General features: G+C 56.4%; 18 protein-coding genes. 15 read left to right on the top strand and 3 right to left on the bottom strand.

Annotated features, from left to right (window positions below):
* The first annotated feature begins 42 nt into the window (after positions 1–42).
* From AB5Y86_RS02505 to rmf, 14 genes are all read left to right on the top strand, one after another.
* Positions 43–501: a GAF domain-containing protein gene (locus AB5Y86_RS02505; RefSeq protein WP_100653748.1), complete on the top strand. Its 459-nt coding sequence runs from the start codon at positions 43–45 to the stop codon at positions 499–501.
* A gap of 102 nt (positions 502–603) precedes the next feature.
* Positions 604–1,242, top strand: coding sequence for an RNA chaperone ProQ (gene proQ / locus AB5Y86_RS02500; protein WP_042055001.1), 639 nt, complete (start codon positions 604–606; stop codon positions 1,240–1,242).
* An 8-nt stretch (positions 1,243–1,250) separates the two neighbouring features.
* On the top strand, positions 1,251–3,266 hold the full coding sequence (prc, locus tag AB5Y86_RS02495) for a carboxy terminal-processing peptidase (protein WP_005351922.1): 2,016 nt from the start codon (positions 1,251–1,253) through the stop codon (positions 3,264–3,266).
* 144 nt (positions 3,267–3,410) lie between these two features.
* Entirely contained in the window at positions 3,411–6,035 is a 2,625-nt protein-coding gene (gene pepN / locus AB5Y86_RS02490; protein ID WP_368192004.1) for an aminopeptidase N, read from the top strand.
* 70 nt (positions 6,036–6,105) lie between these two features.
* Positions 6,106–6,327: a DUF2835 family protein gene (locus tag AB5Y86_RS02485; protein ID WP_368192002.1), complete on the top strand. Its 222-nt coding sequence runs from the start codon at positions 6,106–6,108 to the stop codon at positions 6,325–6,327.
* Positions 6,328–6,605: 278 nt separating this feature from the next.
* Positions 6,606–11,444: an NAD-glutamate dehydrogenase gene (locus AB5Y86_RS02480; RefSeq protein WP_368192000.1), complete on the top strand. Its 4,839-nt coding sequence runs from the start codon at positions 6,606–6,608 to the stop codon at positions 11,442–11,444.
* A gap of 77 nt (positions 11,445–11,521) precedes the next feature.
* Positions 11,522–12,532: a quinone-dependent dihydroorotate dehydrogenase gene (gene pyrD / locus AB5Y86_RS02475; RefSeq protein ID WP_005336601.1), complete on the top strand. Its 1,011-nt coding sequence runs from the start codon at positions 11,522–11,524 to the stop codon at positions 12,530–12,532.
* 90 nt (positions 12,533–12,622) lie between these two features.
* Positions 12,623–13,159, top strand: a complete 537-nt coding sequence (locus AB5Y86_RS02470; protein WP_129504048.1) for a cell division protein ZapC — start codon at positions 12,623–12,625, stop codon at positions 13,157–13,159.
* Between the two features lie 380 nt (positions 13,160–13,539).
* Positions 13,540–13,803, top strand: coding sequence for a type B 50S ribosomal protein L31 (locus AB5Y86_RS02465; protein ID WP_005336598.1), 264 nt, complete (start codon positions 13,540–13,542; stop codon positions 13,801–13,803).
* Complete coding sequence (gene ykgO, locus AB5Y86_RS02460; protein ID WP_005336596.1) at positions 13,804–13,929, top strand: type B 50S ribosomal protein L36; 126 nt, start codon at positions 13,804–13,806, stop codon at positions 13,927–13,929.
* A gap of 140 nt (positions 13,930–14,069) precedes the next feature.
* Positions 14,070–16,265 (top strand): bifunctional 23S rRNA (guanine(2069)-N(7))-methyltransferase RlmK/23S rRNA (guanine(2445)-N(2))-methyltransferase RlmL, encoded by a 2,196-nt coding sequence (gene rlmKL, locus AB5Y86_RS02455; protein ID WP_368191998.1) that lies wholly within the window; start codon positions 14,070–14,072, stop codon positions 16,263–16,265.
* Positions 16,265–16,495: a glutaredoxin family protein gene (locus AB5Y86_RS02450; protein ID WP_368191997.1), complete on the top strand. Its 231-nt coding sequence runs from the start codon at positions 16,265–16,267 to the stop codon at positions 16,493–16,495. The genes rlmKL and AB5Y86_RS02450 overlap by 1 nt, the downstream gene beginning before the upstream one ends.
* Positions 16,496–16,569: 74 nt before the next feature.
* On the top strand, positions 16,570–18,483 hold the full coding sequence (locus AB5Y86_RS02445) for an ABC transporter ATP-binding protein (RefSeq protein ID WP_368191995.1): 1,914 nt from the start codon (positions 16,570–16,572) through the stop codon (positions 18,481–18,483).
* A 161-nt stretch (positions 18,484–18,644) separates the two neighbouring features.
* Complete coding sequence (gene rmf / locus AB5Y86_RS02440) at positions 18,645–18,821, top strand: ribosome modulation factor (protein WP_010674759.1); 177 nt, start codon at positions 18,645–18,647, stop codon at positions 18,819–18,821.
* Between the two features lie 85 nt (positions 18,822–18,906).
* On the opposite strand, the gene fabA is transcribed toward rmf, so the two are convergent.
* Complete coding sequence (gene fabA, locus AB5Y86_RS02435) at positions 18,907–19,446, bottom strand: 3-hydroxyacyl-[acyl-carrier-protein] dehydratase FabA (RefSeq protein WP_196783564.1); 540 nt, start codon at positions 19,444–19,446, stop codon at positions 18,907–18,909.
* A gap of 98 nt (positions 19,447–19,544) precedes the next feature.
* A complete protein-coding gene (locus AB5Y86_RS02430) occupies positions 19,545–21,521 on the bottom strand; it encodes a Lon protease family protein (RefSeq protein ID WP_069554855.1) in 1,977 nt (658 codons plus the stop codon).
* Positions 21,522–21,650: 129 nt separating this feature from the next.
* Here AB5Y86_RS02430 and AB5Y86_RS02425 point away from each other — a divergent pair, with 129 nt between their 5' ends.
* Positions 21,651–22,025 (top strand): DNA-binding protein, encoded by a 375-nt coding sequence (locus tag AB5Y86_RS02425; protein ID WP_368191993.1) that lies wholly within the window; start codon positions 21,651–21,653, stop codon positions 22,023–22,025.
* 847 nt (positions 22,026–22,872) lie between these two features.
* Here AB5Y86_RS02425 and AB5Y86_RS02420 read toward each other — a convergent pair.
* Positions 22,873–23,211: a hypothetical protein gene (locus AB5Y86_RS02420; RefSeq protein WP_005333109.1), complete on the bottom strand. Its 339-nt coding sequence runs from the start codon at positions 23,209–23,211 to the stop codon at positions 22,873–22,875.
* Positions 23,212–23,292 lie beyond the last annotated feature (81 nt).

Below are 23,292 nucleotides of genomic sequence, written 5' to 3'. Positions count from 1 at the left end.
GTTACCTTCCCCAAACCATCAGGGAGTGAAGTTCATTTAATCATGATTGAAAAACAACCGTTTTATCGCACCCTCAACCAGCAGGCCAAGGCGCTGCTGGAGGGGGAAACCGATCTTATTGCCAATCTGGCCAACCTCTCCGCACTGCTTAACCAGGAGCTGGCGGAGATCAACTGGGTCGGTTTTTATCTGTTGCAGGGCGAGACCCTGGTATTGGGGCCATTTCAGGGCAAACCGGCCTGCGTGCGGATCCCGGTCGGCCGCGGGGTGTGTGGTACGGCAGTGGCAGAGGGGAGAACTCAGCTCATTGACGATGTCCACCAGTTCGACGGTCACATCGCTTGTGATGGCGCGAGCAACTCGGAAATCGTGATCCCGGTGCGCCGTGGTGGCGAGATCATCGGGGTACTCGATATCGACAGTCCGATTTTTAACCGTTTCGACCAGGAAGACCGGATTGGCCTCGAAGAAACGGTGCAAATTTTGGAAAGCATGCTCTAAGTCATTGCTAGATGGTTCGCAAAAGGCCCCAAGCTCTCTATAATGGGGCCTTTGTTGTGCTCGGGACGTGCCCGTGCGTTTATATGAAAGCCAAGGTTATACATGGAAAACACTGAGAAGCTGAAGAACAGTAAAGAGATCGTTGCCTACCTGGTCGAGAAATTCCCGGCCTGCTTCGTTGCTGAAGGAGAGGCCAAGCCGCTCAAGATTGGCATCTTCCAGGATTTGGCCGAGCGTCTTGCTGACGATGCCAGAGTCTCCAAGACCATGCTGCGTTCCGCACTGCGTCAATACACCTCCAGCTGGCGCTACCTGCACGGTCTCAAAGCTGGCCAGGCTCGCGTTGATCTGGATGGCAACCCGGGCGAGCTGCTGACCGAAGAGCACATCGAGCACGCCAAGCAAGCTCTGAAAGAGAGCAAAGAGCGCGTATTCGCCAGCCGTCGTACCAATACCAAAGAGAAGGATGAGAAGGCCAAGAAGCCCCGTCGTCCTGCTGTGCGCAAAACCGAGAAAGCTGATGTAGCTGCCAAGCCGAAAGCTGCCGCCAAGGCACCGGTCGCTGACACTCCGCTGGTTAAAGTGGATGCCGCTACGCTGAAAGTGGGCCAGGATGTGCGCGTCGTTATGGGTAAATTCCCGGTTCCGGCAACCATCAAGGAAGTAACCAAGGACGATGTACAGGTCCAACTGCAGACCGGCATGATGGTGCGGGTCAAATCAGAGCACTTGGTTCTCTAAGGAGACAAATGTTGAAGCATGGCGTAATTCGTTTTTCCCTCGTTGCCTGTAGCCTGGCGCTTGCCGGGCTTGCACAGGCCATCGAGCCGGTGCTCAAGGAGAGTGATTTGCCTGTGTTGGCTCAAGAGAGCCAACATGCTACGGCCAGCAAGCGAATTACCAATCTGTTTACCCGCTCGCACTACAAACAGTTCAAGCTGGACGATGCCTTTTCCTCCGTGATTTTCGATAAATATCTGGAGAATCTGGACTACAGCCGCAACCTGTTTTTGGCCTCTGATATCAGCCGTTTTGAAAAGTACCGTAACGGTTTTGACACCGACCTCGAAAGAGGCCGTCTGGCTCCCGCCTACGAGATGTTCAACCTGAGTCAGCAGCGGCGTTATGAGCGGTTCGAATACGCCCTCAAACTGCTTGATACTCCTTTCGATTTTACCCAGACCGACAACTATGTGTTTGATCGGGAAGGGGCGGCTTGGCCCAAAGATGAAGCAGAGCTCAACGAGCTGTGGCGTCAGCGGGTCAAGTTCGATGCCCTAAGCCTCAAGCTCAGCGGCAAGGAGTGGCCCGAGATCAAGGAGCTGCTTGGCAAGCGTTACAACAACGCCATCAAGCGGATGTCCCAGACCGAGAGCGAAGATGTCTTCCAGCTCTTCATGAACTCCTTCGCTCGCGCCATCGAACCGCACACCAGTTACCTCTCACCGCGAAGTGCAGATCGTTTCAACACCGAGATGAACCTCTCGCTCGAGGGGATTGGTGCCGTGTTGCAGGCGGAAGATGACTTTACCGTCATCCGTTCTCTGGTGCCTGGTGGCCCTGCTGCCAAATCCAACCACCTCAAACCCGATGACAAGATCACCGGGGTGGGGCAGGAAGATGGCAAGATTGTCGATGTGATCGGCTGGCGTCTTGATGACGTGGTCGAGCTCATCAAGGGGCCCAAAGGGAGCAAGGTCAAGCTGGAGATCCAGCGCGGCAAGGGCGCAACCGCCAAGACCGAGCAGATCGAGCTGACCCGCGACAAGGTGCGCCTTGAAGACCGGGCTGCCAAGTCCAAGGTGATTAACGCCGAAGGCAAGAAGATTGGCGTCATCGAGATCCCGAGTTTCTACGTCAATCTGCACGATGACGTGATCAAGGAGCTCTCCAGCCTGAACAAGAAGAAGATCGATGGCTTGATCATTGATCTGCGCGGTAACGGCGGCGGCGCCCTGACCGAAGCTTCCGCCCTGAGCGGTCTCTTCTTTGCCAGCGGGCCCGTGGTGCAAATTCGTGATCACATGGGCCGTATCACGGTCAATGGCGATGACGATGGCAACGTCTACTACGGCGGCCCGATGTCGGTGATGATCGACCGTTACAGTGCCTCGGCCTCCGAGATCTTCGCTGCCGCCATGCAGGATTATGGCCGTGCGTTGATCCTGGGTGAAAACTCGTTCGGCAAGGGGACGGTGCAGCAGCATCGCAGCCTCGCCAAGGTCTATGACTTCTACGAGCAGCCTCTTGGTCACGTGCAGTACACCATCGCCAAGTTCTACCGGATCGACGGTGGCAGCACCCAGAACAAGGGCGTTGCGCCGGATATCAGCTTCCCGACACCGGTTGCTCCGGAAGAGACGGGTGAGAGCCGTGAGTTCAATGCGTTGCCATGGGACAAGATTGCCTCCGCCAACTACGAGAAACTCGGCAACTTCGCCAGCGTGCTGCCCAAGTTGCAGGCGGCGCACGATGCCCGGATCGCCAAGGATCCCGAGTTTGCATATGTGATGCAGGACATCGCCGACTACAAGGAGGAGAAAGACAAGAAGTCGGTCTCCCTCAACGAGGCGGAGCGTGTTGCAGAGCAGGCGAAACAGGATGAGAAAGCGCTCAAACGTACCAACGAGCGTCTGGCACGTCTTGGCAAGCCGGCGGTGAAGAGTCTGGATGAACTGCCCGCTGATTTTGAAGCGCCCGATGAGTATCTCATCGAAGCGGCCAATATCACGGCGGATCTGGCCAAGGTCAGCAAACGCAGCTGACAAGGCGACCTCCAATGCACAAGGGCGACTGCTGTCGCCCTTTCTTTTTGTCTGGCGTATCTGACGTAATGCAAATTGTTTGACCCCGCCAGTTGGTTGTGACAGCCTCTTTCTCGCCTTTAACAAGCGTGGAAGCAGACAATAATGACCGATCACTCCCAGGCCATGACGGCCAAATATCGCCAGGATTATCAGGCGCCGCTCTACTGGATCGACACCATCGACCTCGATTTCCAACTGCAGGAGCCGCTGACCCAGGTCACCGCCATCACCCGCATTCGCCGCAACGGCGAGCACAATGCGCCGCTCGTCCTCGATGGTGAGCAGCTGACCCTCAAGAGCGTTGCTATTGATGGCATTCCCTGTGACCACTACGAGCAAGGCGAGAGCAGTCTGACCCTGTTCAACCTGCCGGCCGAATGTGTGCTGACCATTGTCACCCTGCTGGATCCGGCCGCCAACACCGCGCTGGAAGGGCTTTACAAATCGGGTGATGCCTACTGCACCCAGTGTGAAGCGGAAGGCTTTCGCCGCATCACCTATTATCTGGACCGCCCCGACATTCTGGCGCGCTACAGCACCCGCATTACCGCCGACAAAGCCCAGTTCCCCTTCCTGCTCTCCAATGGCAACAAGGTCGACAGCGGTGATCTGGATGGCGGCCGTCACTTCGTGCAGTGGCAGGATCCTTTCCCCAAACCCAGCTACCTGTTTGCGCTGGTGGCCGGTGATTTCGATGTCGAGCGCAGCCACTACACCACCAAGAGCGGCCGCAAAGTGGCCCTCGAAATCTTCGTCGACAAGGGCAACCTCGATCGCGCCGGTTTTGCCATGGAGAGCCTCATCAACTCCATGCGTTGGGACGAGCAGCGTTTCGGTCTCGAGTATGATCTCGACATCTACATGATCGTCGCGGTGGACTTCTTCAACATGGGCGCCATGGAGAACAAGGGGCTCAACATCTTCAACTCCAAGTTCGTGCTGGCCAATCCGGCCACCGCCACCGACAGCGACTACCACGGTATCGAACGGGTGATCGGTCACGAATATTTCCACAACTGGACCGGCAACCGCGTCACCTGTCGTGACTGGTTCCAGCTCAGCCTGAAAGAGGGGCTGACGGTATTCCGGGATCAGGAGTTCTCCTCCGATCTGGGCTCCCGTGGCGTCAACCGCATCAACAACGTGCGTACCGTCCGCGGCCCGCAGTTTGCCGAAGATGCCGGCCCCATGGCGCATCCGATCCGCCCGGATGTGGTGATCGAGATGAACAACTTCTACACCCTGACCGTCTATGAGAAGGGGTCGGAAGTGATCCGCATGATGCACACCCTGCTGGGGGAAGATGCCTTCCAGGCCGGTATGCGTCTCTACTTCGCGCGTCACGACGGCTCGGCCGCCACCTGCGATGATTTCGTGCAGGCAATGGAGGATGCTTCCGGTGTCGATCTTGGCCGTTTCCGCCGCTGGTACAGTCAGTCCGGCACCCCCGAGCTGACCGTGACCGACGAGTACGATGCCGCCAGCGGTATCTATCGCCTCCATGTCAGCCAGCACACCCCGCCGACTCAGGATCAACCGCAAAAGCTGCCGCTGCATATCCCCCTCGATATCGAGCTCTATGACGAGCAGGGTGCCGTCATTGCGCTGCAGTATCAGGGCAAGGCCATCGGCAACGTGCTCGATGTGCTGGAAGCGGAGCAGACCTTCGAATTCGATCAAGTGCCGGTCAAACCGGTTCCCTCCCTGCTGCGGGACTTCTCCGCGCCGGTCAAGCTGCACTATGACTACAGCGATGAAGCGCTCGCCTTCCTGATGCGCTTTGCCCGCAACGAGTTTGCCCGCTGGGATGCGGCCCAGATGCTGATCAACAAAGCGGTCATCGACGGGGTGGCGCGGGTCCAGCACGGGCAGGGGCTTGAGCTCTCCCAAACCCTGCTGGCCGCCTTCGTCGCCATTCTGGACGACAGCGATCTCGATTTGGCCCTCAAGGCGGAGATCCTGGCGCTGCCCGGTGAAGCGACCCTGGCCGAGCTGTTCGAGGTGGCCGATATCGATGCCATCCATCAGGTACGCGACGCGATCCACACCCGTCTTGCCGAGGCCTTTGGTGCGCGCTTGGCGGCAACCTATCAGAGCCTGCGTCTGAATGGTTATCAGGTGGTGCACGCCGACATGGCCAAACGGGCCCTCAAAGGGGTCGTGCTCGGCTATCTGGCGGCACTGGATGCGGAGCATGCCGATGCGCTGGTGCGCGAGCAGTATGCAACTGCCGACAACATGACCGATACCCTGGCAGCACTGCAGGTGGCCAACGGCTATCTGTTGCCATGCCGCGCTGCGCTGCTGGCCGATTTTGAAGGCAAGTGGGCCAAGGATGGACTGGTGCTGGACAACTGGCTGCGGCTGATTGGCTGCAAACCGGCTGCCGATGTGCTTAGCGAAGTGAAACAGGCGATGAATCACCCCACTTTCAGCATTCGCAATCCGAACCGGCTGCGGGCGCTGATCGGCAGCTTCGCCATGAGCAATCAGGTGCAGTTCCATGCGGTGGATGGCAGCGGTTACCGCTTCCTGACCGATCTGCTGATCGAGCTCAACGAGGTCAATCCGCAGGTGGCTTCCCGCCTTATCACTCCGCTTATCCAGTTCAAGCGACTGGATGAGGCGCGCAAGGCCCTGATCCGCGCCGAGCTGACCCGTCTTGCCAACCTTGAGGGACTGGCACGGGATCTGTTCGAGAAGGTAAGCAAGGCGCTGCAGCAGTAACTGTCGACGGGGCAGGGGCGTGAATGCGCCTGCCCCCATTGTGTGATTTGTCGTGTGATCAGGAGCAAGCGTGAAGCAGTTTACTTTTCGGCTCTCATTGAATAGCGATGAGGTGATGCTGATGTATCAGGGCCATGCCAGACGGCTGGTGGTGCGCAGCGAACAGGGATTGACCCTGGAACTTGGCATAGAAAAAATACGCCCCTTTGTCGCCATCAATGGTGTGCATGGCTACTTTCGGCTGAAAACCCAGGACGATTACCGCTTTGTCAGTCTCGAACGCATAAATTAACAAAAATCGAACAGATTACCGACTGTTTATCTGCTTTGCATCACTATCTATCCGGCAAACTGGCACAAAGGTAGTGGGAATTTCTGTATTTTTGGTTATTTGCAAAATTTCTCACAGTTTAAGCCGTGATCTGCACCTTGTTTTTAACATCTCGTTAGCACCTTTCCTCGCCTTCCCTTATCCAAGCCATTACACTTCGCAACAACTCTGCACCAGCGGGTAACCAGGGTGGTTGCCTCTGCGTCGGTGGTTAATGTCGTCCGATAAGGAATATAAAAATGGCATTGAAAGACGCCCCTACCTCAGTTCTGCTCGAAAACGTTCTCAGCCTGATCCATCAGAAGTTGCCCAAAAACAGTGCCTCTCTGGTCGAGCGCTTCGTTGCCAAGTTCTACGGCAACATGGCGAGCTCCGACCTGCACGATCGTAATGACAGCGATCTCTATGGCGCGGCCCTTAGCTTGTGGAATGCCCTCAATCAGCGCAGCGGTACCGATCCCTACATCCGGGTCTACAATCCCGAGCTGACCCGTCATGGCTGGCAATCACCCCATACCATCGTCGAGGTGATCCTGCAGGATTCGCCCTTCCTGGTGGACTCCATCCGGATGGCGCTCAAGCGACTCAATATCACCGCCCACATGATGCTGCACCAACCGCTGCACCTCATTCGTGGTGCGGATGGCAAGATTGACGCCATTCTGGAGCTCGACAACACCGACGGGCAGACCTCGGTTGAAACGGCATTCCTTATCGAGATCGATCACCTCACCAGCGAGGAGCAGATGGCCGCGCTGGCTACCGAGCTCAACTCGGTGGCCGGTGAAGTGGCGCTGGCAGTGGGCGACTGGCAGCCGATGCTGGCCAAGCTCAATGAGATCATCGACGAGCTTCCCAAACGCAAGAGTCCGGCCAGCAAGGAGGAGGTGGCCTCCTGCGTTGCCTTCCTCAAATGGGTAGCTGCCCACAACTTCACCCTGATGGGTTATCGTCGCTACGACGTCAAAGCGGTGGAGGGGGATCACGAGATCCTGCCGCAGGCCAGCTCCAGCCTGGGGCTGATGAAGAACTCCATCAAGGAGGTGGGCCAGCGCCTTGGCAACATGCCAGCCAGCGCACGTCACGCCGCTCTGAGTTCTGACCTGCTGATCCTCACCAAATCCAACAGCAAGTCCCGGGTGCACCGTCCGGCTTATGTGGATTACATCGGCATCAAGCGCTTTGACGAGCATGGCAAGGTGATCGGGGAAGATCGCTTCATAGGTCTTTACGCCTCTTCCATCTACAACACCAGCGCGACCCAGATCCCGCTCATCAGCCATCGTCTCGAACGCATCATGGCTGCCTCCGGTCACGAGAAGGGCTCCCACGCCTACAAGGCGCTGCTGAACGTGCTGGAAACCTATCCCCGTGACGAGCTGATCCAGGCCCGTGAAGAGGAACTACTGGCTACCGGCCTTGGCGTGCTGGAGATGCAGGAGCGGGACATGCTGCGACTGTTCGTGCGCCGGGATGTCTATGGTCGCTTCTTCTCCTGCATGGTCTATGTCACCAAGGAGCGCTACAACACGGCGCTGCGGATCAAGACCCAGCAAATTTTGCAGAAATATTTTGGCAGCAATGAAGAGGTGGAGTTCAACGTCTACTTCACCGAGGGCGTGCTGGCGCGGACCCACTACATAGTGCGGGTCAACAACAACAACGTGGATGTGGATGTGAACGAAGTACAGAACAACCTGATTGAAGCGGCCCGCAGCTGGGACGACAGACTCGACTCCGTGCTGCTTTCCCATTATGGCGAGGCCCGTGGCAACGAGCTGCGCCGCCGTTTCAGTACTGCATTCCCTCGTGCTTACAAGGAAGATGTGCTGCCGGGCTCTGCTGTGGCCGACATCATGGCGCTCGATAACCTGAGTGAAGCCGAGCCGCTGGGCATGCTGTTTTACCGCGCGCAGGAGGAGGAGAACGATCGTCGGGTACGGCTCAAGCTGTTCCACCGCACCGAGCCCATTCACCTCTCCGATGTGCTGCCGATGCTGGAAAACATGGGACTGCGGGTGATCGGCGAGACCCCGTATCAGGTACGCACTCCGGGGGGCGATCTGTTCTGGATCCTCGACTTCTCCATGCTGCTGCATGGCGAGCAGCCCTTTGATCTGGCCCAGAGCCAGCAGCGCTTCCAGCAGGCGTTTGCCGCCATCTGGAACAAGCAGCTGGAAGATGACGGCTTCAACCGGCTGGTGCTGGGGGCGGGTCTCACCGGCCGCCAGGTGTCGGTGCTGCGCGCCTATGCCAAATATATGCGCCAGACCGGCGTCTCCTTCAGCCAGTCCTATATCGAAGAGACCCTGACCCGTTACCCTGATATCGCCCAGCTGCTGTTTACCCTGTTCGAGCAGCGTCTCGACCCGGCTGGCAAGCAGGATGCCAAAGCAGAAGCCAAGCTGCACGAGGAGCTGGCCGCCAAGCTGGATCAGGTGGCCAACCTGGACGACGATCGCATCATTCGCCGCTATGTGGAGATGATCGACGCTACCCTGCGCACCAACTACTACCAGCTGGACAAGGCGGGCAACATCAAGCCCTACATCTCCTTCAAACTGGCTCCCTCCAGCATTACCGACATGCCGCTGCCGCTGCCGAAATTCGAGATCTTCGTCTATTCGCCACGGGTGGAAGGGGTGCATCTGCGCTGGGGCAAGGTTGCCCGTGGCGGCCTGCGCTGGTCAGATCGCAAAGAGGACTTCCGCACCGAAGTGCTGGGTCTGGTGAAAGCCCAGCAGGTGAAGAACACAGTCATCGTGCCGGTGGGGGCCAAGGGCGGTTTCTACTGCAAACAGATGCCGGTGGGGGCGCCCCGTGCCGTCATCCAGGAGGAGGGTAAGGCCTGTTATCGCCTGTTTATTCGTGGCCTGCTCGATGTGACCGACAACATCATCGGCGGCGAGGTGATCCCGCCGACATCCGTGGTGCGTCACGATGAGGATGACTACTACCTGGTGGTCGCCGCCGACAAGGGCACGGCGACCTTCTCCGACATCGCCAACGAAATAAGCCTCGAATACGGCCAGTGGCTCGGCGATGCGTTCGCCTCCGGCGGCTCGGTCGGTTACGACCACAAGAAGATGGGTATCACCGCCCGCGGCGCCTGGGAGTCGGTCAAACGGCATTTTCGTGAAATTGGCGTCAACTGCCAGACCACCGACTTCACTTGCGTGGGGATTGGGGACATGGCTGGCGACGTGTTCGGCAACGGCATGCTGCTCTCCGAGCACACACGGCTGGTGGGCGCGTTCAACCACATGCATATCTTCGTTGACCCCACTCCGGATGCGGCCAAGAGCTTTGTCGAACGCCAGCGCCTGTTCGATCTGCCGGGCTCCAGCTGGGATGACTACAACCGCGAGCTGATATCACAAGGGGGCGGCATCTTCTTGCGCTCTGCCAAGTCCATCAAGCTGAGCCCGGAAATGCAGACCCTGCTCGGCACCGACAAGACCAGCATGGCGCCGAACGAGCTGATCAAGTCACTGCTCTGCCTCAATGTCGACCTGCTGTGGAACGGCGGCATCGGCACCTACGTGAAGAGCGCTCGCGAGAGCGATGGGGAAGTGGGCGATCGCAGCAATGACGCATTGCGGGTCAATGGTCGCGATTTGCGGGCCCGCATCGTGGGCGAGGGGGGCAACCTCGGCTTTACCCAGCTTGGTCGGGTGGAGTACGCCAGTCAGGGCGGTCGCATCAATACCGATTTTACCGACAACGTGGGGGGGGTGGATTGCTCCGACAATGAGGTGAACATCAAGATCCTACTGAACCAGTTGGTGGCGGCAGGTGATCTGACCCTCAAGCAACGTAACCAGATGCTCTACGAGATGACCGACGATGTGGCGCAGATCGTGATCACCAACGCCTATCGCCAGTCCCAGTCCATCTCGGTCACCAGCTTCCGCGGCTCTGAACAACTCAAAGAGCAACAGCGCTTTATTCAGGGGCTGGAGCGGGAAGGCAAGCTCGACCGTGCGCTCGAGTTCCTGCCATCCGATGAGGAGCTTTCAGAGCGGATGGCGGCAGGGCAGGGACTGACCCGCCCCGAACTGGCGGTGCTGGTGGCTTACGGCAAGATGGTGCTGAAAGAGCAGCTCAACTGCCCGGAAGTGACCGACGAGCCCTTCCTCGCCAACATGCTGGTCACCAGCTTCCCGGCCAAGGTGCAGCAGCAGTTTGGTGCCCAGCTGGCCGATCACCCGCTACGCGGCGAGATCATCGCTACCCGGGTGGCCAACATGTTGGTCAACGACATGGGGCTCAACTTCGCCAGCCGGATGAAGGACGAGACCGGTGCCTCGGTCGCCGAAGTGGCCTGCTGCTTCGCCATGGCCCGCGAGGTGTTTGGCATGAACCAGCTGTGGCGCGATATCGAAGGGTGCGACAACCTGGTGGATGCCCAGACTCAGCTCGAGCTGATGTTCTACAGCCGCCGCATTGTGCGCCGTGCCACCCGCTGGTTCCTGCGTGCCCGCAATCGCAGCTGGAGCATCAGCGAGAACATCGCCTTCTTCCGTCCGGCGTTCGAGACCTTAGGGAAGCACCTCTACGAGGTGATGGATGAGAGCGAAGTGGCCGAGCATCGTCAGGCTGTTGCCAAGTGGATGGAGAAACAGGTGCCGGAGGCCATTGCCCGTCAGGTCGCCCATATGAGCAGCCTCTTTTCCAGCCTGGATCTGGCGCAGATTGCCGCGGAGCACAAGACCGATATCCTGCGCGCCGCCAATGTCTACTATCGCCTCGGAGCCAAACTGGATCTGCACTGGTTCCTCGACCAGATCAACCATCAGCCGGTCGGCAACCACTGGCAGGCGATGGCGCGAGCCTCCTTCCGCGAAGATCTGGACTGGCAGCAACGCAGTCTCACTTCTGTGGTACTGGAAGGGTGCAAAGATCAGGGAGAATGCGCTACCATACTGGCCGACTGGATTTCGGAGCATGAGCAACTCTTGTCCCGTTGGACCCACATGTTGGCCGACTTCAAGACCACCAGTACCCACGAGTTCGCCAAGTTCTCGGTGGCCTTGCGAGAGTTGAACCTGCTCCAGTTGAATTGTCGGGCACTTTAATTGCCAGATTAAGGCATGACACCGACATTACACCCAAAGCCCCGGCCAGTTGCCGGGGCTTTCTTTAAGGAGCAAAGATGTTGTACCCCATCGCCAGGCATTTCCTGTTCAAACTCAATCCGGAACAGGCTCACGATCTCTCCATGAAATATTTGCCCCGCCTTCTCGGTACGCCACTCGATTGTTTCTTCCGCCAGAATTTGCCGAAACGCCCCGTCACTGTCATGGGGCTTTCTTTTGCCAATCCGGTGGGATTGGCGGCCGGTCTGGATAAAGATGGTGAGTGCATTGACGCGCTGGGTGCCATGGGATTTGGCTTTATCGAGGTCGGTACCGTCACCCCCAGACCCCAGAGCGGCAATGACAAGCCGCGCCTGTTCCGGGTTATTCCGGCAGAGGGGATCATCAACCGGATGGGATTCAACAACAAAGGGGTTGATCATCTGGTGGCCAAGGTAAAAGAGGCCAAATATCAGGGGGTCATCGGTATTAATATCGGCAAGAACAAAGACACTCCCATCGAACAGGGCAAGGATGATTACCTGATCTGCATGGACAAGGTTTATGATCATGCCGGTTATATTGCCGTCAATATCTCTTCCCCCAACACCCCGGGGTTGCGTTCGCTGCAATATGGCGAGGCGCTGGATGAATTGCTGGCAGCCCTCAAGGTACGTCAGCAAGAGCTGGCCGCCCAATATAAAAAGTATGTGCCGCTGGCGGTTAAAATTGCCCCGGATTTAAGCCTTGAAGAAATAGATCAGGTGGCCGCGTCGCTGGTGCGTAATGGTATTGATGGGGTTATCGCCACCAATACCACCCTCGAGCGCGAGATGATTTATGACATGCCCCACGCCGGTGAAGCGGGTGGCCTGAGTGGTCGTCCGCTGCAGCACAAGAGTACCGAGGTGATCCGTCATCTGGCCAAGGCGCTCAATGGTGCTCTGCCAATTATCGGTGTGGGTGGTATTGATAGTGCCATGGCCGCCCGTGAAAAATTGGCCGCCGGTGCCAGTCTGGTACAAATTTATAGCGGCTTTATTTATAAAGGGCCGGGGTTGGTCAAAGAGATTGTGACCAATATTTAAGAAATAGATGGCGGAGCCCTTTATTTGACGTTGCTGATTTCCTGCATATGGAATAAAGTCAACTGGTAATTATCAAGTAAGGGCTCCAACATGTTTATCCAACCGACCGATAGCTGGCAATGGCACTATGATGCCCAGAGTGACCGTCTGATGTTGGACCTGTCTGATAACATGTTATTTGCAACCGAGTATAAAGGGCGACAATTGGTGCCCAGCTCATTTGCAACCCAGCCTTTTTGCGTCGATGATGCAGCCCTCTATTATCAGTTGATGGATAAAGCAGCCGAACTTGAGTGGAGTATTCCCCATCAGGTGCAACTGGTGCTTAATGCCATCGCGGTCAGTCGTTTTTATAAACCCCTGATGCCACAAAGCTGGTTTTTTAGTGAACAGCATCCGCAAGTGATCCCGCAAAACGGTGATCTGGTCTTGATGAATACACCCCATGGCAACGGCGAATTTATGGTCATTGAGGCAGGGGATCAGGCTAGCGTCTGTTTGAACCTCACTGCCGATCTGGTATTGACCACCAGTAAAACCTTGCCGTGTTTCGGGGTGATCAAGGTGATGAATAACCGGATGAAACCGCGTGTTATCGTGACCGAGCAATATCGTCAGGTCAGTTGATATATTTTCACCAATCGTTTTATCTCTGTGATTACACCGCTGCCTCTTTTTACTGTTGTCACCTCAATCGCGCCTCGTTTCTGATAATTCATTGATCCGCGATGATCTTGCCCATTCTCATTGATCTTCATGGTTGTAATTCAGCCCCTCTTGAGGCTTGTTACGCTCACTTGCACCTTGTGTCCTGACCCACGCAGTATCTTGGTCTTCCGTGCTGCAAGCATGGTGTCTCCCTCTTGTTTCGTTCTGATTGTGTAGTGCCTCCACCTCAGCATCAACACATCACTCACTGAAGCGATTTTCTTCACACGACATTTTATGCTTGAAACGAGAGCTATTCTCACTTACATTTTGTTATAACATAACAAAATGGAGTTGCCATGAAGCCTCATATTCATCCGGATTATCGTTTGGTGCTGTTCCATGACACGGCAGCAGATGCCTTTTTCCTGGTCGGGTCAACCATCAAGAGCGATCGCCGCTATACGTGGCAAGATGGGAAGGAGTATCCCTATGTATCGCTCGATGTTTCCAGCCAGTCGCACTCGTTTTATACCGGCAAGCAGAAGCAGGTATCGAGCGAGGGGAGTGTCGCCCGTTTCAACAAGCGCTTTGGCGCATTTTCAAGCAAGAAGGAGTCCTGAATGCAGGTCGTCTGTTCACTCAAATCCGCACGGGCGCGTCATCCCGATTGTCAGTTGGTGCGCCGCCGCGGCAAATTGTTCGTGATTTGCAAAAGCAATCCCCGTTTCAAGGCTCGTATGAAGTGATCCGCTAAATGATGTCTGGCCCCATGATCTCGCCATCGGGTAGTCATGGGGTCTCTTGCCTTTCTCTCTGTCTACCAATCTGTTTCCATCCTGCTGTTTGCGCCGACTTTTGCATGCTCCAGCCCGCCTGATGAGGTATAATGCGGCACTATTTTTATGGGTTCCCCGTGAGCGTGATGAAAGAATTTTTTGCAACCTGCCCCAAGGGGCTGGAAAACCTGTTGGCCGATGAGCTGACCAATCTTGGCGCAGAGCAGGTCCGTGAGACCGTGGCTGGCGTCCATTTCAAAGGCGAACTGGCGATTGGCTACAAGGCCTGCCTGTGGAGCCGTTTTGCCTCCCGTATCGTGCTGGTGCTCTCCGAATTCCAGATGAACGATGATCTGGATCTCTATCTGGGCGCCCACACAATCCCCTGGGAAGAGCACTTCTCCGGTACCTCTACCATCGCGGTGGACTTTACCGGTACCAACCCTGCCATTCGCAATACCCAATATGGCGCGCTGAAAATCAAGGATGCCATCGTCGACCGCTTCACCAAGCGCGGTCACGTGCGTCCGGACGTGGACAAAAAGTCGCCGGATATTCGCATCATGGCGCACCTGGGCAAGGGCAAGGCCAATATCACGCTGGACTTGTCAGGCCCGGCACTGCACCAGCGTTTCTATCGTCAGGGAACAGGTGAAGCACCGCTCAAAGAGAACCTGGCCTGCGCCATGATTGCCCGTAGCGGCTGGGCCGGTGAGCCCATGATGGACCCCATGTGCGGTTCAGGTACCTTGCTGATTGAAGCGGCCTTTATCGCCGCCGACATGGCACCGGCGCTGCGCCGCGAGCGCTTCGGTTTCGATCGCTGGCTGCAGCACGATAGCGAGCTATGGCAGAGCCTGATGATGGAAGCACAAGTGCGTGCCAAACGCGGTATGCAGCGTTGCGAAGTAAAACTGTTTGGTTGTGATGCCGACCAGCGCGTGCTGCTCAAAGCCCGTGATAACGCCAAAGCGGCCGGTGTGGCCCACCTCATCACCTTCAAGCAGGCCGACGTCACCAAGCTGGAAAACCCGCTGCCGATGCCTGCCCCTGTTGAAGGGGAAGAAGGTCAAGGGGAGGCCCGCCAGGTTGGTATGCTCATCTCCAACCCGCCTTATGGCGAGCGTCTTGGCGAATTTCCGGCGCTGCTGGAAGTGCATCAGGCCCTCGGCGATGCCCTGCGTCGCAGCTTCCAGGGTTGGAAAGTCTCCATTCTTTCCGCATCGCCCGAGCTGCTCAGCTGTCTGCGCCTGCGCGCCGACAAGCAATATCGCCTGTTCAACGGCGCCCTCGAGTGTCAGCTGCGTAACTACCAGATCGCACTGGACTCCGTGGCTTCCCAAAAAGAGGTGGCACAGGACTTTGCAAACCGTCTGCGCAAGAATCTGAAAACCCTCGAGAAATGGGCCAACAAAGAGGGCATCGATTGCTATCGCATCTACGATGCCGACTTGCCGGAATACAACGCCGCCATCGACCGCTATCAGGACTATCTGGTGGTGCAGGAGTATGCCGCGCCCAAGGACATCCCCGCCCAGAAGACCCGTCAGCGTCTGCTTGACATGGTTCAGGCTGCCATCAAGGTGACCGGCATGGATGGCGAGAAGGTGATCCTGAAGGTGCGTGAGCGTCAGGAGGGCAAACAGCAATATCAGAAGCTCTCCGAAGAGCAGCACCGGATGGAAGTGCAGGAGTACGGCGCCCGTCTGTGGGTCAACCTCTATGACTATCTGGATACCGGTCTGTTCCTCGACCACCGTCAGACTCGCCGTATGCTGGGCCAGATGGCCAAGGGCAAGCGCTTCCTGAACCTGTTTGCCTACACCGGCAGTGCCACCGTGCACGCGGGTCTTGGCGGTGCCAGCGAGACCACCACGGTGGACATGTCCCACACCTACCTGAACTGGGCGCAGGACAACATGCGTCTCAACTCGCTGGTGGGTCGTCAGCACAAGTTTGTCCAAGCCGATTGTCTGAAGTGGTTGTCTGAAGCGGACGAGCAGTACGACCTCATCTTCATCGATCCGCCCACCTTCTCCAACTCCAAGCGGATGGACGAGAGCTTCGACGTACAGCGCGATCACCTGTTGCTGATGCAGCACCTGAAGCGCCTGCTGGCGGCGGACGGCACTCTGGTCTTCTCCAACAACAAGCGTCACTTCAAGATGGATCTGGCCGGTCTCGAGACCACTGGTCTCAAGGCCCAGAACATCACCCAGAAGACGCGACCGAAGGATTTCGAACGTAACCAGCACATCCACAACTGCTGGATCATCACCCATGCGCCGGAGCAAGGCGAGGCGTGATGTTGACCCTGTTTCATACCGACGGCTGCCACCTGTGCGAGCAGGCCTGGGCGCTGGTGGAGCAGGCGGGCCTTGCCGCCAGCACCCGCCAGTGCGACATCATGGATGATGAGCAGTGGCTTGCCGCCTATCGGGTGCGTATTCCGGTGCTGCGTGACGAAGCTGGCCGCGAGCTCGGTTGGCCCTTCACACTGGCCGAGCTCAAAAGCTGGGCCGCCCGTCAGGGTTGATTTGTGATTTGACGATAAAACGGGGGCAGACCCAGTCTGCTGCCCGTTTTTTTCATATGAAATAAGGAACACACATGGCTCTTTTAACATTGCACGGCGCATGTCTGTCGTTCAGTGATTTCCCGCTGCTCGACAATGCCGAATTGACCATCGAGCGGGGCGAGCGCCTCTGTCTGGTTGGCCGCAACGGGGCAGGCAAGTCCACCCTGATGAAGGTCATTGCCAGCGAATTGCCGCTGGACGACGGGCGTCTGGTGCTGCAGCAAGATTTGAAAGTGACCCGCCTTGAGCAGGATCCGCCTGCTTCCAGCGAGCTGACGGTGTTTGACTATGCCGCCGAAGGGCTGGCGGGGGTGGGGGAGCTGCTCAAGCAGTACCACCACATCTCCATGGAGCTGGCGAGCGATCCGTCAGACGCCAACATTCGCAAGATGAGCGAGTTGCAAGAGCAGCTCGACTATCAGAACGGTTGGCAGTTCGAGACCCGCATCAGTCAGGTGTTGACCCTGCTGGGGCTGGATCCTGACGTGACCCTCGACAGCCTCTCCGGCGGCTGGCTGCGCAAAGTGGCGCTGGCCCGTGCGCTGGCTTGCGATCCCGACTTGTTGCTGCTCGATGAGCCGACCAACCACCTGGATATCGAAGCCATCAACTGGCTGGAAGATTTCCTCAAGGATTTTCGCGGCGCCATCGTCTTTATCTCTCACGATCGGGAGTTCATCCACAAGCTGGCGACCCGGATCATCGATCTGGATCGCGGTGCCATAACCTCCTGGCCTGGCAACTATGACGAGTACCTGCAGGGGAAAGAGGAGTGGCTGCGGGTCGAAGAGCTGAAAAATGCCGAGTTCGACCGCAAGTTGGCCCAGGAAGAGGTATGGGTTCGTCAGGGTATCAAGGCTCGCCGTACCCGTAACGAAGGCCGGGTGCGCGCCCTTGAGGCGATGCGGATGGAGCGCTCCCAGCGTCGCGAGTTGCAGGGCAAGGCCAAGCTGCAACTGGACGAGGTCAATCGCTCCGGCAAGCTGGTGTTCGAGACCGAAGGGCTTGGGCTGGACTTTGGCGATCGCACCCTGTTCAAGGGGCTCGATCTGCAAGTGCTGCGCGGTGACAAGATTGCGCTGGTCGGCCCCAATGGTTGCGGTAAATCGACCCTGATCAAGCTGTTGCTGGGTCAGCTTGAGCCAACCCGTGGCACCGTCAAGGGGGGCACCAATCTGGAGGTGGCCTACTTCGATCAGTACCGCGAGCAGCTCGACCCCGAGCAGACAGTGGTGGACAACGTCGGGGAGGGCAAGCAGGAGGTGATGGTGCGTGGCCGCTCCCGTCACATTCTTGGTTACCTGCAGGACTTCCTGTTCGAGCCCAAGCGGGCCCGTACGCCGGTCAAGGCGCTCTCCGGTGGCGAGAAGAACCGGCTGCTGCTGGCCAAGCTGTTCCTCAAGCCCAGCAACCTGCTGATCCTCGATGAACCGACCAACGACCTCGACGTCGAGACTCTGGAGCTGCTGGAAGAGCTGCTTTCCGACTACCCCGGCACCCTGCTGCTGGTGAGTCACGATCGTCGCTTCATCGACAACACAGTGACCGGCTGCTGGCTGTTTGAAGGGGATGGCCGCATCAGCGATTACGTGGGCGGTTACGCCGACATGATGGCGACCCGCGAACAGCAGGATGCCCAGCAACAGGCCAGGAGTGTACCGGTCAAGGCGCCCGAGCCGGTCGTTGCCGCCGCGCCAGAAGCGCCGAAGAAAAGCAAGAAGCTCTCCTACAAGCTGCAGCTTGAACTGGAAGGGTTGCCTGCTCGTCTTGAGCAGCTGGAAGCCGAGCTGGATACGCTGCAAAGCGAGATCAACCAGCCTGGGTTCTTCTCGCTGCCGGCAGATAAAACCCAGCCGAAACTCGATGCGCTCAATGCCGCTGAAGCCGCGCTGGAGCAGGCATTTGCTCGCTGGGAAGAGCTGGAAGGACTCAAAAATCAGGAGTAAGTTCCCTGTAATTAAAACTTAATCCAGTTCAGTGCCTTGTGTCACATAGCCCGGTTAGGGTGGAAGTTTTTGTTTGACCCAGTGCGCTCGCAGGAGTAAAGATGAAAGCGACCGATGCAGAATTGGTCGCTTTTTTTGTTCCACGAAGAGGGTCGTAGATGATGAAGAGACAGAAGCGGGACCGTCTGGAAAGAGCTCGTGCTCGTGGTTATCAGGCTGGCGTGGTCGGCAAACAGAAAGAAGCGTGTCCGTATCAATGCCTGGATGCCCGAGGGCATTGGCTTGGTGGTTGGCGTGACGCCATGGAAGGGCGGGGCTCAGGCCTCTTCATGAAGTAGCAGATACTTCATCACTCATTACAAAAGGAAAGGGGCCGTTGTGGCCCCTTTGCGTTAATGCTGTTTTACCACTCATCAGAGATGATCAGAATGCGGTGGTATCTTTGAACAGGCCCACTTTCAGGTCGGTGGCGCTGTAGATCGGACGGCCGTCAACTTCGACCACACCATCAGCAATCCCCATCACCAGCTTGCGGTTGATGACGCGCTTGAAGGTGATCTTGTAGGTCACTTTCTTGGCAGTCGGCAGGATCTGGCCGGTGAATTTCACTTCACCTACGCCCAGAGCACGACCCTTGCCGGGGCCACCTTTCCAGCCAAGGAAGAAGCCAACCAGCTGCCACATGGCGTCCAGACCGAGACAGCCAGGCATCACAGGATCACCCGGGAAGTGGCAATCGAAGAACCAGAGATCCGGAGTAATGTCGAGCTCAGCCAGGATCTCGCCCTTGCCGTGTTCGCCGCCGTTGTCATTGATCTTGACGATGCGGTCCATCATCAACATGTTGGGGGCAGGCAGCTGACTGTTACCCTCACCAAACAGTTCGCCACGGCTGCAAGCCAGCAGCTCTTCACGGGTAAAAGAGTTCTTGCCCTGTTCGCACAGGGAAAGGCGGGCTTCCATGGTGGTATTGTCTACGGTCACGCGGTATTTCCTTCAAATGGGTCAAAGCCGGGCCAATTTAGCTTACAGTTGTTCGCTAAACAACTCCGATCACTTCATCAGCGGCCAAACAGGCGCCCCAGCAGGGATTGCAGCAGTCCGACTTTGGCAGTGGAGCCGTTCAACTCGTCCAACCGCTCCTGAATACGGCCAAACAGGGTATCGGGCATATCAGGCTCACCGGCGACACAGCCAGTCAGCAACTCGATGGCCTCTTCCACATGATCCACCGGGTGGATGTGGAACTGGCCCGCTTCAACCGCTGCAATCACCTCGTCAGAGAGGTTCAGCTGCTGGATGTTGGTGCCCGGCAAAATGATCCCTTGCTTGCCGGTGATGCCGTGGATTTTGCACACCCGGAAGAAGCCTTCAATCTTCTCGTTGACGCCACCAACGGCTTGCACATTGCCAAACTGATCGACCGCACCGGTCACGGCGAAGTGCTGATAGATAGGCTGGCGGGCGAGGGCAGAGAGCAGGGCACACAAGCCGGTCAGTGAGGCACTGTCGCCATCAATTTCGTGGTAAGACTGCTCGAACACCAGATTCGCCGACAGGGGGGAGGGGTTCTCTGCACCAAATTTGTTGGAGAGATAGCCGTGGATAATCATCATCGCCTTGGCGTGGATATGACCGGCCAGCTCCGCTTTGCGCTCGATATCCGCCACATCGCCATCACCAAGGTGTACGGTCGCGGTGAGGCGCACCGGCTCGCCGAAGTCATAAGGGTGACCGGAGACCTGAATGACAGACAGGCCGTTGATCTGGCCAATCTCTTCGCCATCGGTTTGCAGCAGGATCTGGCCGTCGATAACCCCCTGATCGGACTGCTCAACCAGATAGTTGAGGCGGTAATCCTGCTCTTCCAGTGCGCCGCGAATATGCTCGTCGGTGACCACATCAGATTCCAGCTCCCGGGCCAGACTGTCAGCCATCCGCATGATGGCGGAGAGTTGCACTTCGGAGAGCGACAACCACTCCTGATGGTCACAGAGGCGGCTGGCATGACGACAAAGGGCGGCGAGGGCGGCTGGCGTGAAGTCCAGCAGACTCCAACGCTGGCGCAGCCAGGCCAGGTACTGCAGAAATTCCTGCAGATCCTCTTCAATATTCACCTCTGACACCAGATCAGCGCGCAGGAAGATGCGTTCGGACATATCCCGATCAAGCATCTGGAACTCGGCTACGTCGAGTCGGTCACCCACAAGGATCAGCTTGAGCTTGATAGGGGTCGCTTCAGGTGCGAAGAAGGGGGTCAGAGTTTTCCCTTCCTGATAGGCGTTCCAGTCCAGCTCGCCTTTTTGCATGGCATTTTTCAGTTTGAACCAGAGGTGTGGCTGATCCAGCAGCTCATCCAGTTGCAAAATGAGGTAACCGCCGTTGGCTTCGCGCAGCAAGCCAGGCTCCAAAAGGTGCTGGTTGGCATAGACAGAGCCTTGTTCTGTCTGGTAATTGATGGAGCCAAACAGGGTATCCCAGTTGAGATCACGGCCATAAATCACCGGCGCTTCCTGCGCTTCGTGGTGGATCAGCAGGTTGATCAGAATGGGGTGCTGGAACTCCAGACCCAATGCCACGTGAGCCGCCAGATCGGAGAGGAAATCATCGATTTTCGGATCATTGTTCTGCTTGCGCATGATGCGGGTCACGATGCGTTCGGCATCGAGATGGTGGCTCAACAGCTTGAGCAGCTCGCCAACCATTTCGCAAAACTCGACGCCAGTACCCGGTTGCAGGCGCAGCCAGATAGGCTTGTAGGGGTTGTTCAGATTCTCGGTGTAGCAGAGATCAAACAGGTCACCATCCTTGCCATTAGAGTCGGCAATCAGCGTCTGGCAAACGCCTTCGTAATCTGCGCCGGGGAATCCGTTGAGCAGCATGACCGGACAGTCACCATCAAAACTGGCAAGACGTTTGATGCCGGAAATGGCTCTGGGTTGCAGCGCAGCAAAGGGGATAGGTTCAAGCTCGCTGAGCTTGGTGAACTGTTCAATCGCAAAAGCGGGTTTTAATTGTTCTGATGTTAATTCAGCCACTTAAGACATCCGGTCGAAGATAGGATCAATTGTTGCCATTATACACAGTTCAATAAGTGGTGACAGGAAACAAGATACTCGATTTAACATAATATACATTATGCGCAATGACGAATGCAGGAGGACGAAATGAAGAGAACCGAACAATGGAGCCGCTTTGATGCGGTTGACTGCTTGGCCACTGAGGCCGATATGGTTGCCTATCTGCAGACAGCTCTTGAAGATGGTGATCCGGCTCTGCTGACGCAAAAGCTGGTTTTAATTGTTCTGATGTTAATTCAGCCACCTGCTGCGTTTGATGATGTGGAACGTGCCCGTAGCAAACTGCATGGCCAGCCGATCTACACACAGGAAGAACTGTTGGCTCAGTGTGGCCCCAATGCTATTTCACGAGGTGAAATGGCATTGGGGTCAAGATTAGAGATTACGAGGAATAAGCGGACGTATGCTTCGACGCATAATTATTGCAGGCCTCATTGGCTTTGTGCAATTCATTGGCTTTAACCAAAGTTGCTCTGGCGAGGCTCCAGACTTCTTCATGGCCTCATACTCTTGTTCTAGTTTTTTCTTATTCTCGCTGAGAACAAGCATCTCATCATCACATATGTTCATATATAGGGGCTTCCTCGTAAGTAGAGCAAAATGCTCTAGACAGATATGAGTCCAGCTTGGATGAATTTCAAGCTGTGGCGAGCAGAGACACTAAACTGATGCCGATAAATGTAGTTATCGGCATCGCGTGAGAGATAACAAGGCGGTGTTCAGCCGGTTCTGCTGCACAATCTCCTTCACCAATCCAGCGTATGACGATGAACCGTCACGAATGCCAGTCTCGGCCAGCTTAAGAAGATCCTCTCCAAAGTCAGTAAGACCGGCCATCCGGATCCCCTGCTGTTTGGCAATGTAGAGGTCGGCTAACTTGGCCAACTGATCCGCCAAAGCTCCCTCGCCCACAACATCTACTCGCTCAACCAGGAAGTCAGGCGGTGCTTTTCCTGGTTGAAGTAGTCATCCCAATGATCAGACATACCCCCTCCCCTTAGCTAAATTCCTGAAACCACAAATGTCCCATCTTGAGACATGAGTCCACTATTAAATCAATACGTTGTGCGGAATTCCCCTCACTTATTGAGCGTTATGTTTGATTTTCACCGTTATAACCAACGTCATTACCGTGAATTTTCTTGGAAATATCTGTCCCCTACTTGAGAGCTCTCTCTCTGGAAATATTGATACTCCCTCTTGTAATACAAGCTATTAAAATGCCGACTATCGCGATAGATTCCCCTCCCCTTAATCCTCACGGCTTATTGTTTTGGCTGGCATGATTGCGACTTTTTTGGAAGTCGGGTCAATTCATATTCAAGGCACGTTTGGCGATGGCCAATGTGGGTGGCTGGCAGGTCAAGTAGAGGTTGCTGTTGAACTGCTGCAATATACGTTTGAGCTCGTTCATATCATCGGGATGGAGGGTTAAGGACCAGAGTGCTCTGGGCTGGCCATGATGGAGGCCATTGGTATAGATAATGGTGCAATCTTCGATACGCAACTCTTTGCAGTGGGCCTCCATCTGCAGGCCCACATCCGGAAACCAGATATGCAGTGTGCCTGAAGAGATAAAGGTGAACTGGGCCATGAGCGACCCTTTGCCAACGATCCTGAAGGTCTTTTCCACCACTGCCACTTGCATACCCGCTCCTTGGCTTCTCGTTAATATTGACACCAATCTCACCAATGATGACTGGATATGCAAGTGTGATAACAAGGCGCA

Source organism: Aeromonas sp. s8 (genome assembly GCF_040907785.1).
In the GTDB taxonomy this organism is placed as follows: Bacteria; Pseudomonadota; Gammaproteobacteria; order Enterobacterales; family Aeromonadaceae; genus Aeromonas; species Aeromonas veronii.
This window is presented reverse-complemented; position numbering and strand designations above follow the sequence as displayed.

What these genes read in the sequence shown, in the direction of transcription:
- AB5Y86_RS02505 (WP_100653748.1), top strand. Translation starts at nt 43, where the DNA reads ATGATTGAAAAACAACCGTTTTATCGCACCCTCAACCAGCAGGCCAAG.
- proQ (WP_042055001.1), top strand. Translation starts at nt 604, where the DNA reads ATGGAAAACACTGAGAAGCTGAAGAACAGTAAAGAGATCGTTGCCTAC.
- prc (WP_005351922.1), top strand. Translation starts at nt 1,251, where the DNA reads ATGTTGAAGCATGGCGTAATTCGTTTTTCCCTCGTTGCCTGTAGCCTG.
- pepN (WP_368192004.1), top strand. Translation starts at nt 3,411, where the DNA reads ATGACCGATCACTCCCAGGCCATGACGGCCAAATATCGCCAGGATTAT.
- AB5Y86_RS02480 (WP_368192000.1), top strand. Translation starts at nt 6,606, where the DNA reads ATGGCATTGAAAGACGCCCCTACCTCAGTTCTGCTCGAAAACGTTCTC.
- pyrD (WP_005336601.1), top strand. Translation starts at nt 11,522, where the DNA reads ATGTTGTACCCCATCGCCAGGCATTTCCTGTTCAAACTCAATCCGGAA.
- AB5Y86_RS02470 (WP_129504048.1), top strand. Translation starts at nt 12,623, where the DNA reads ATGTTTATCCAACCGACCGATAGCTGGCAATGGCACTATGATGCCCAG.
- AB5Y86_RS02465 (WP_005336598.1), top strand. Translation starts at nt 13,540, where the DNA reads ATGAAGCCTCATATTCATCCGGATTATCGTTTGGTGCTGTTCCATGAC.
- ykgO (WP_005336596.1), top strand. Translation starts at nt 13,804, where the DNA reads ATGCAGGTCGTCTGTTCACTCAAATCCGCACGGGCGCGTCATCCCGAT.
- rlmKL (WP_368191998.1), top strand. Translation starts at nt 14,070, where the DNA reads ATGCGGCACTATTTTTATGGGTTCCCCGTGAGCGTGATGAAAGAATTT.
- AB5Y86_RS02450 (WP_368191997.1), top strand. Translation starts at nt 16,265, where the DNA reads ATGTTGACCCTGTTTCATACCGACGGCTGCCACCTGTGCGAGCAGGCC.
- AB5Y86_RS02445 (WP_368191995.1), top strand. Translation starts at nt 16,570, where the DNA reads ATGGCTCTTTTAACATTGCACGGCGCATGTCTGTCGTTCAGTGATTTC.
- rmf (WP_010674759.1), top strand. Translation starts at nt 18,645, where the DNA reads ATGAAGAGACAGAAGCGGGACCGTCTGGAAAGAGCTCGTGCTCGTGGT.
- fabA (WP_196783564.1), bottom strand. Translation starts at nt 19,446, where the DNA reads ATGGAAGCCCGCCTTTCCCTGTGCGAACAGGGCAAGAACTCTTTTACC.
- AB5Y86_RS02425 (WP_368191993.1), top strand. Translation starts at nt 21,651, where the DNA reads ATGAAGAGAACCGAACAATGGAGCCGCTTTGATGCGGTTGACTGCTTG.
- AB5Y86_RS02420 (WP_005333109.1), bottom strand. Translation starts at nt 23,211, where the DNA reads ATGCAAGTGGCAGTGGTGGAAAAGACCTTCAGGATCGTTGGCAAAGGG.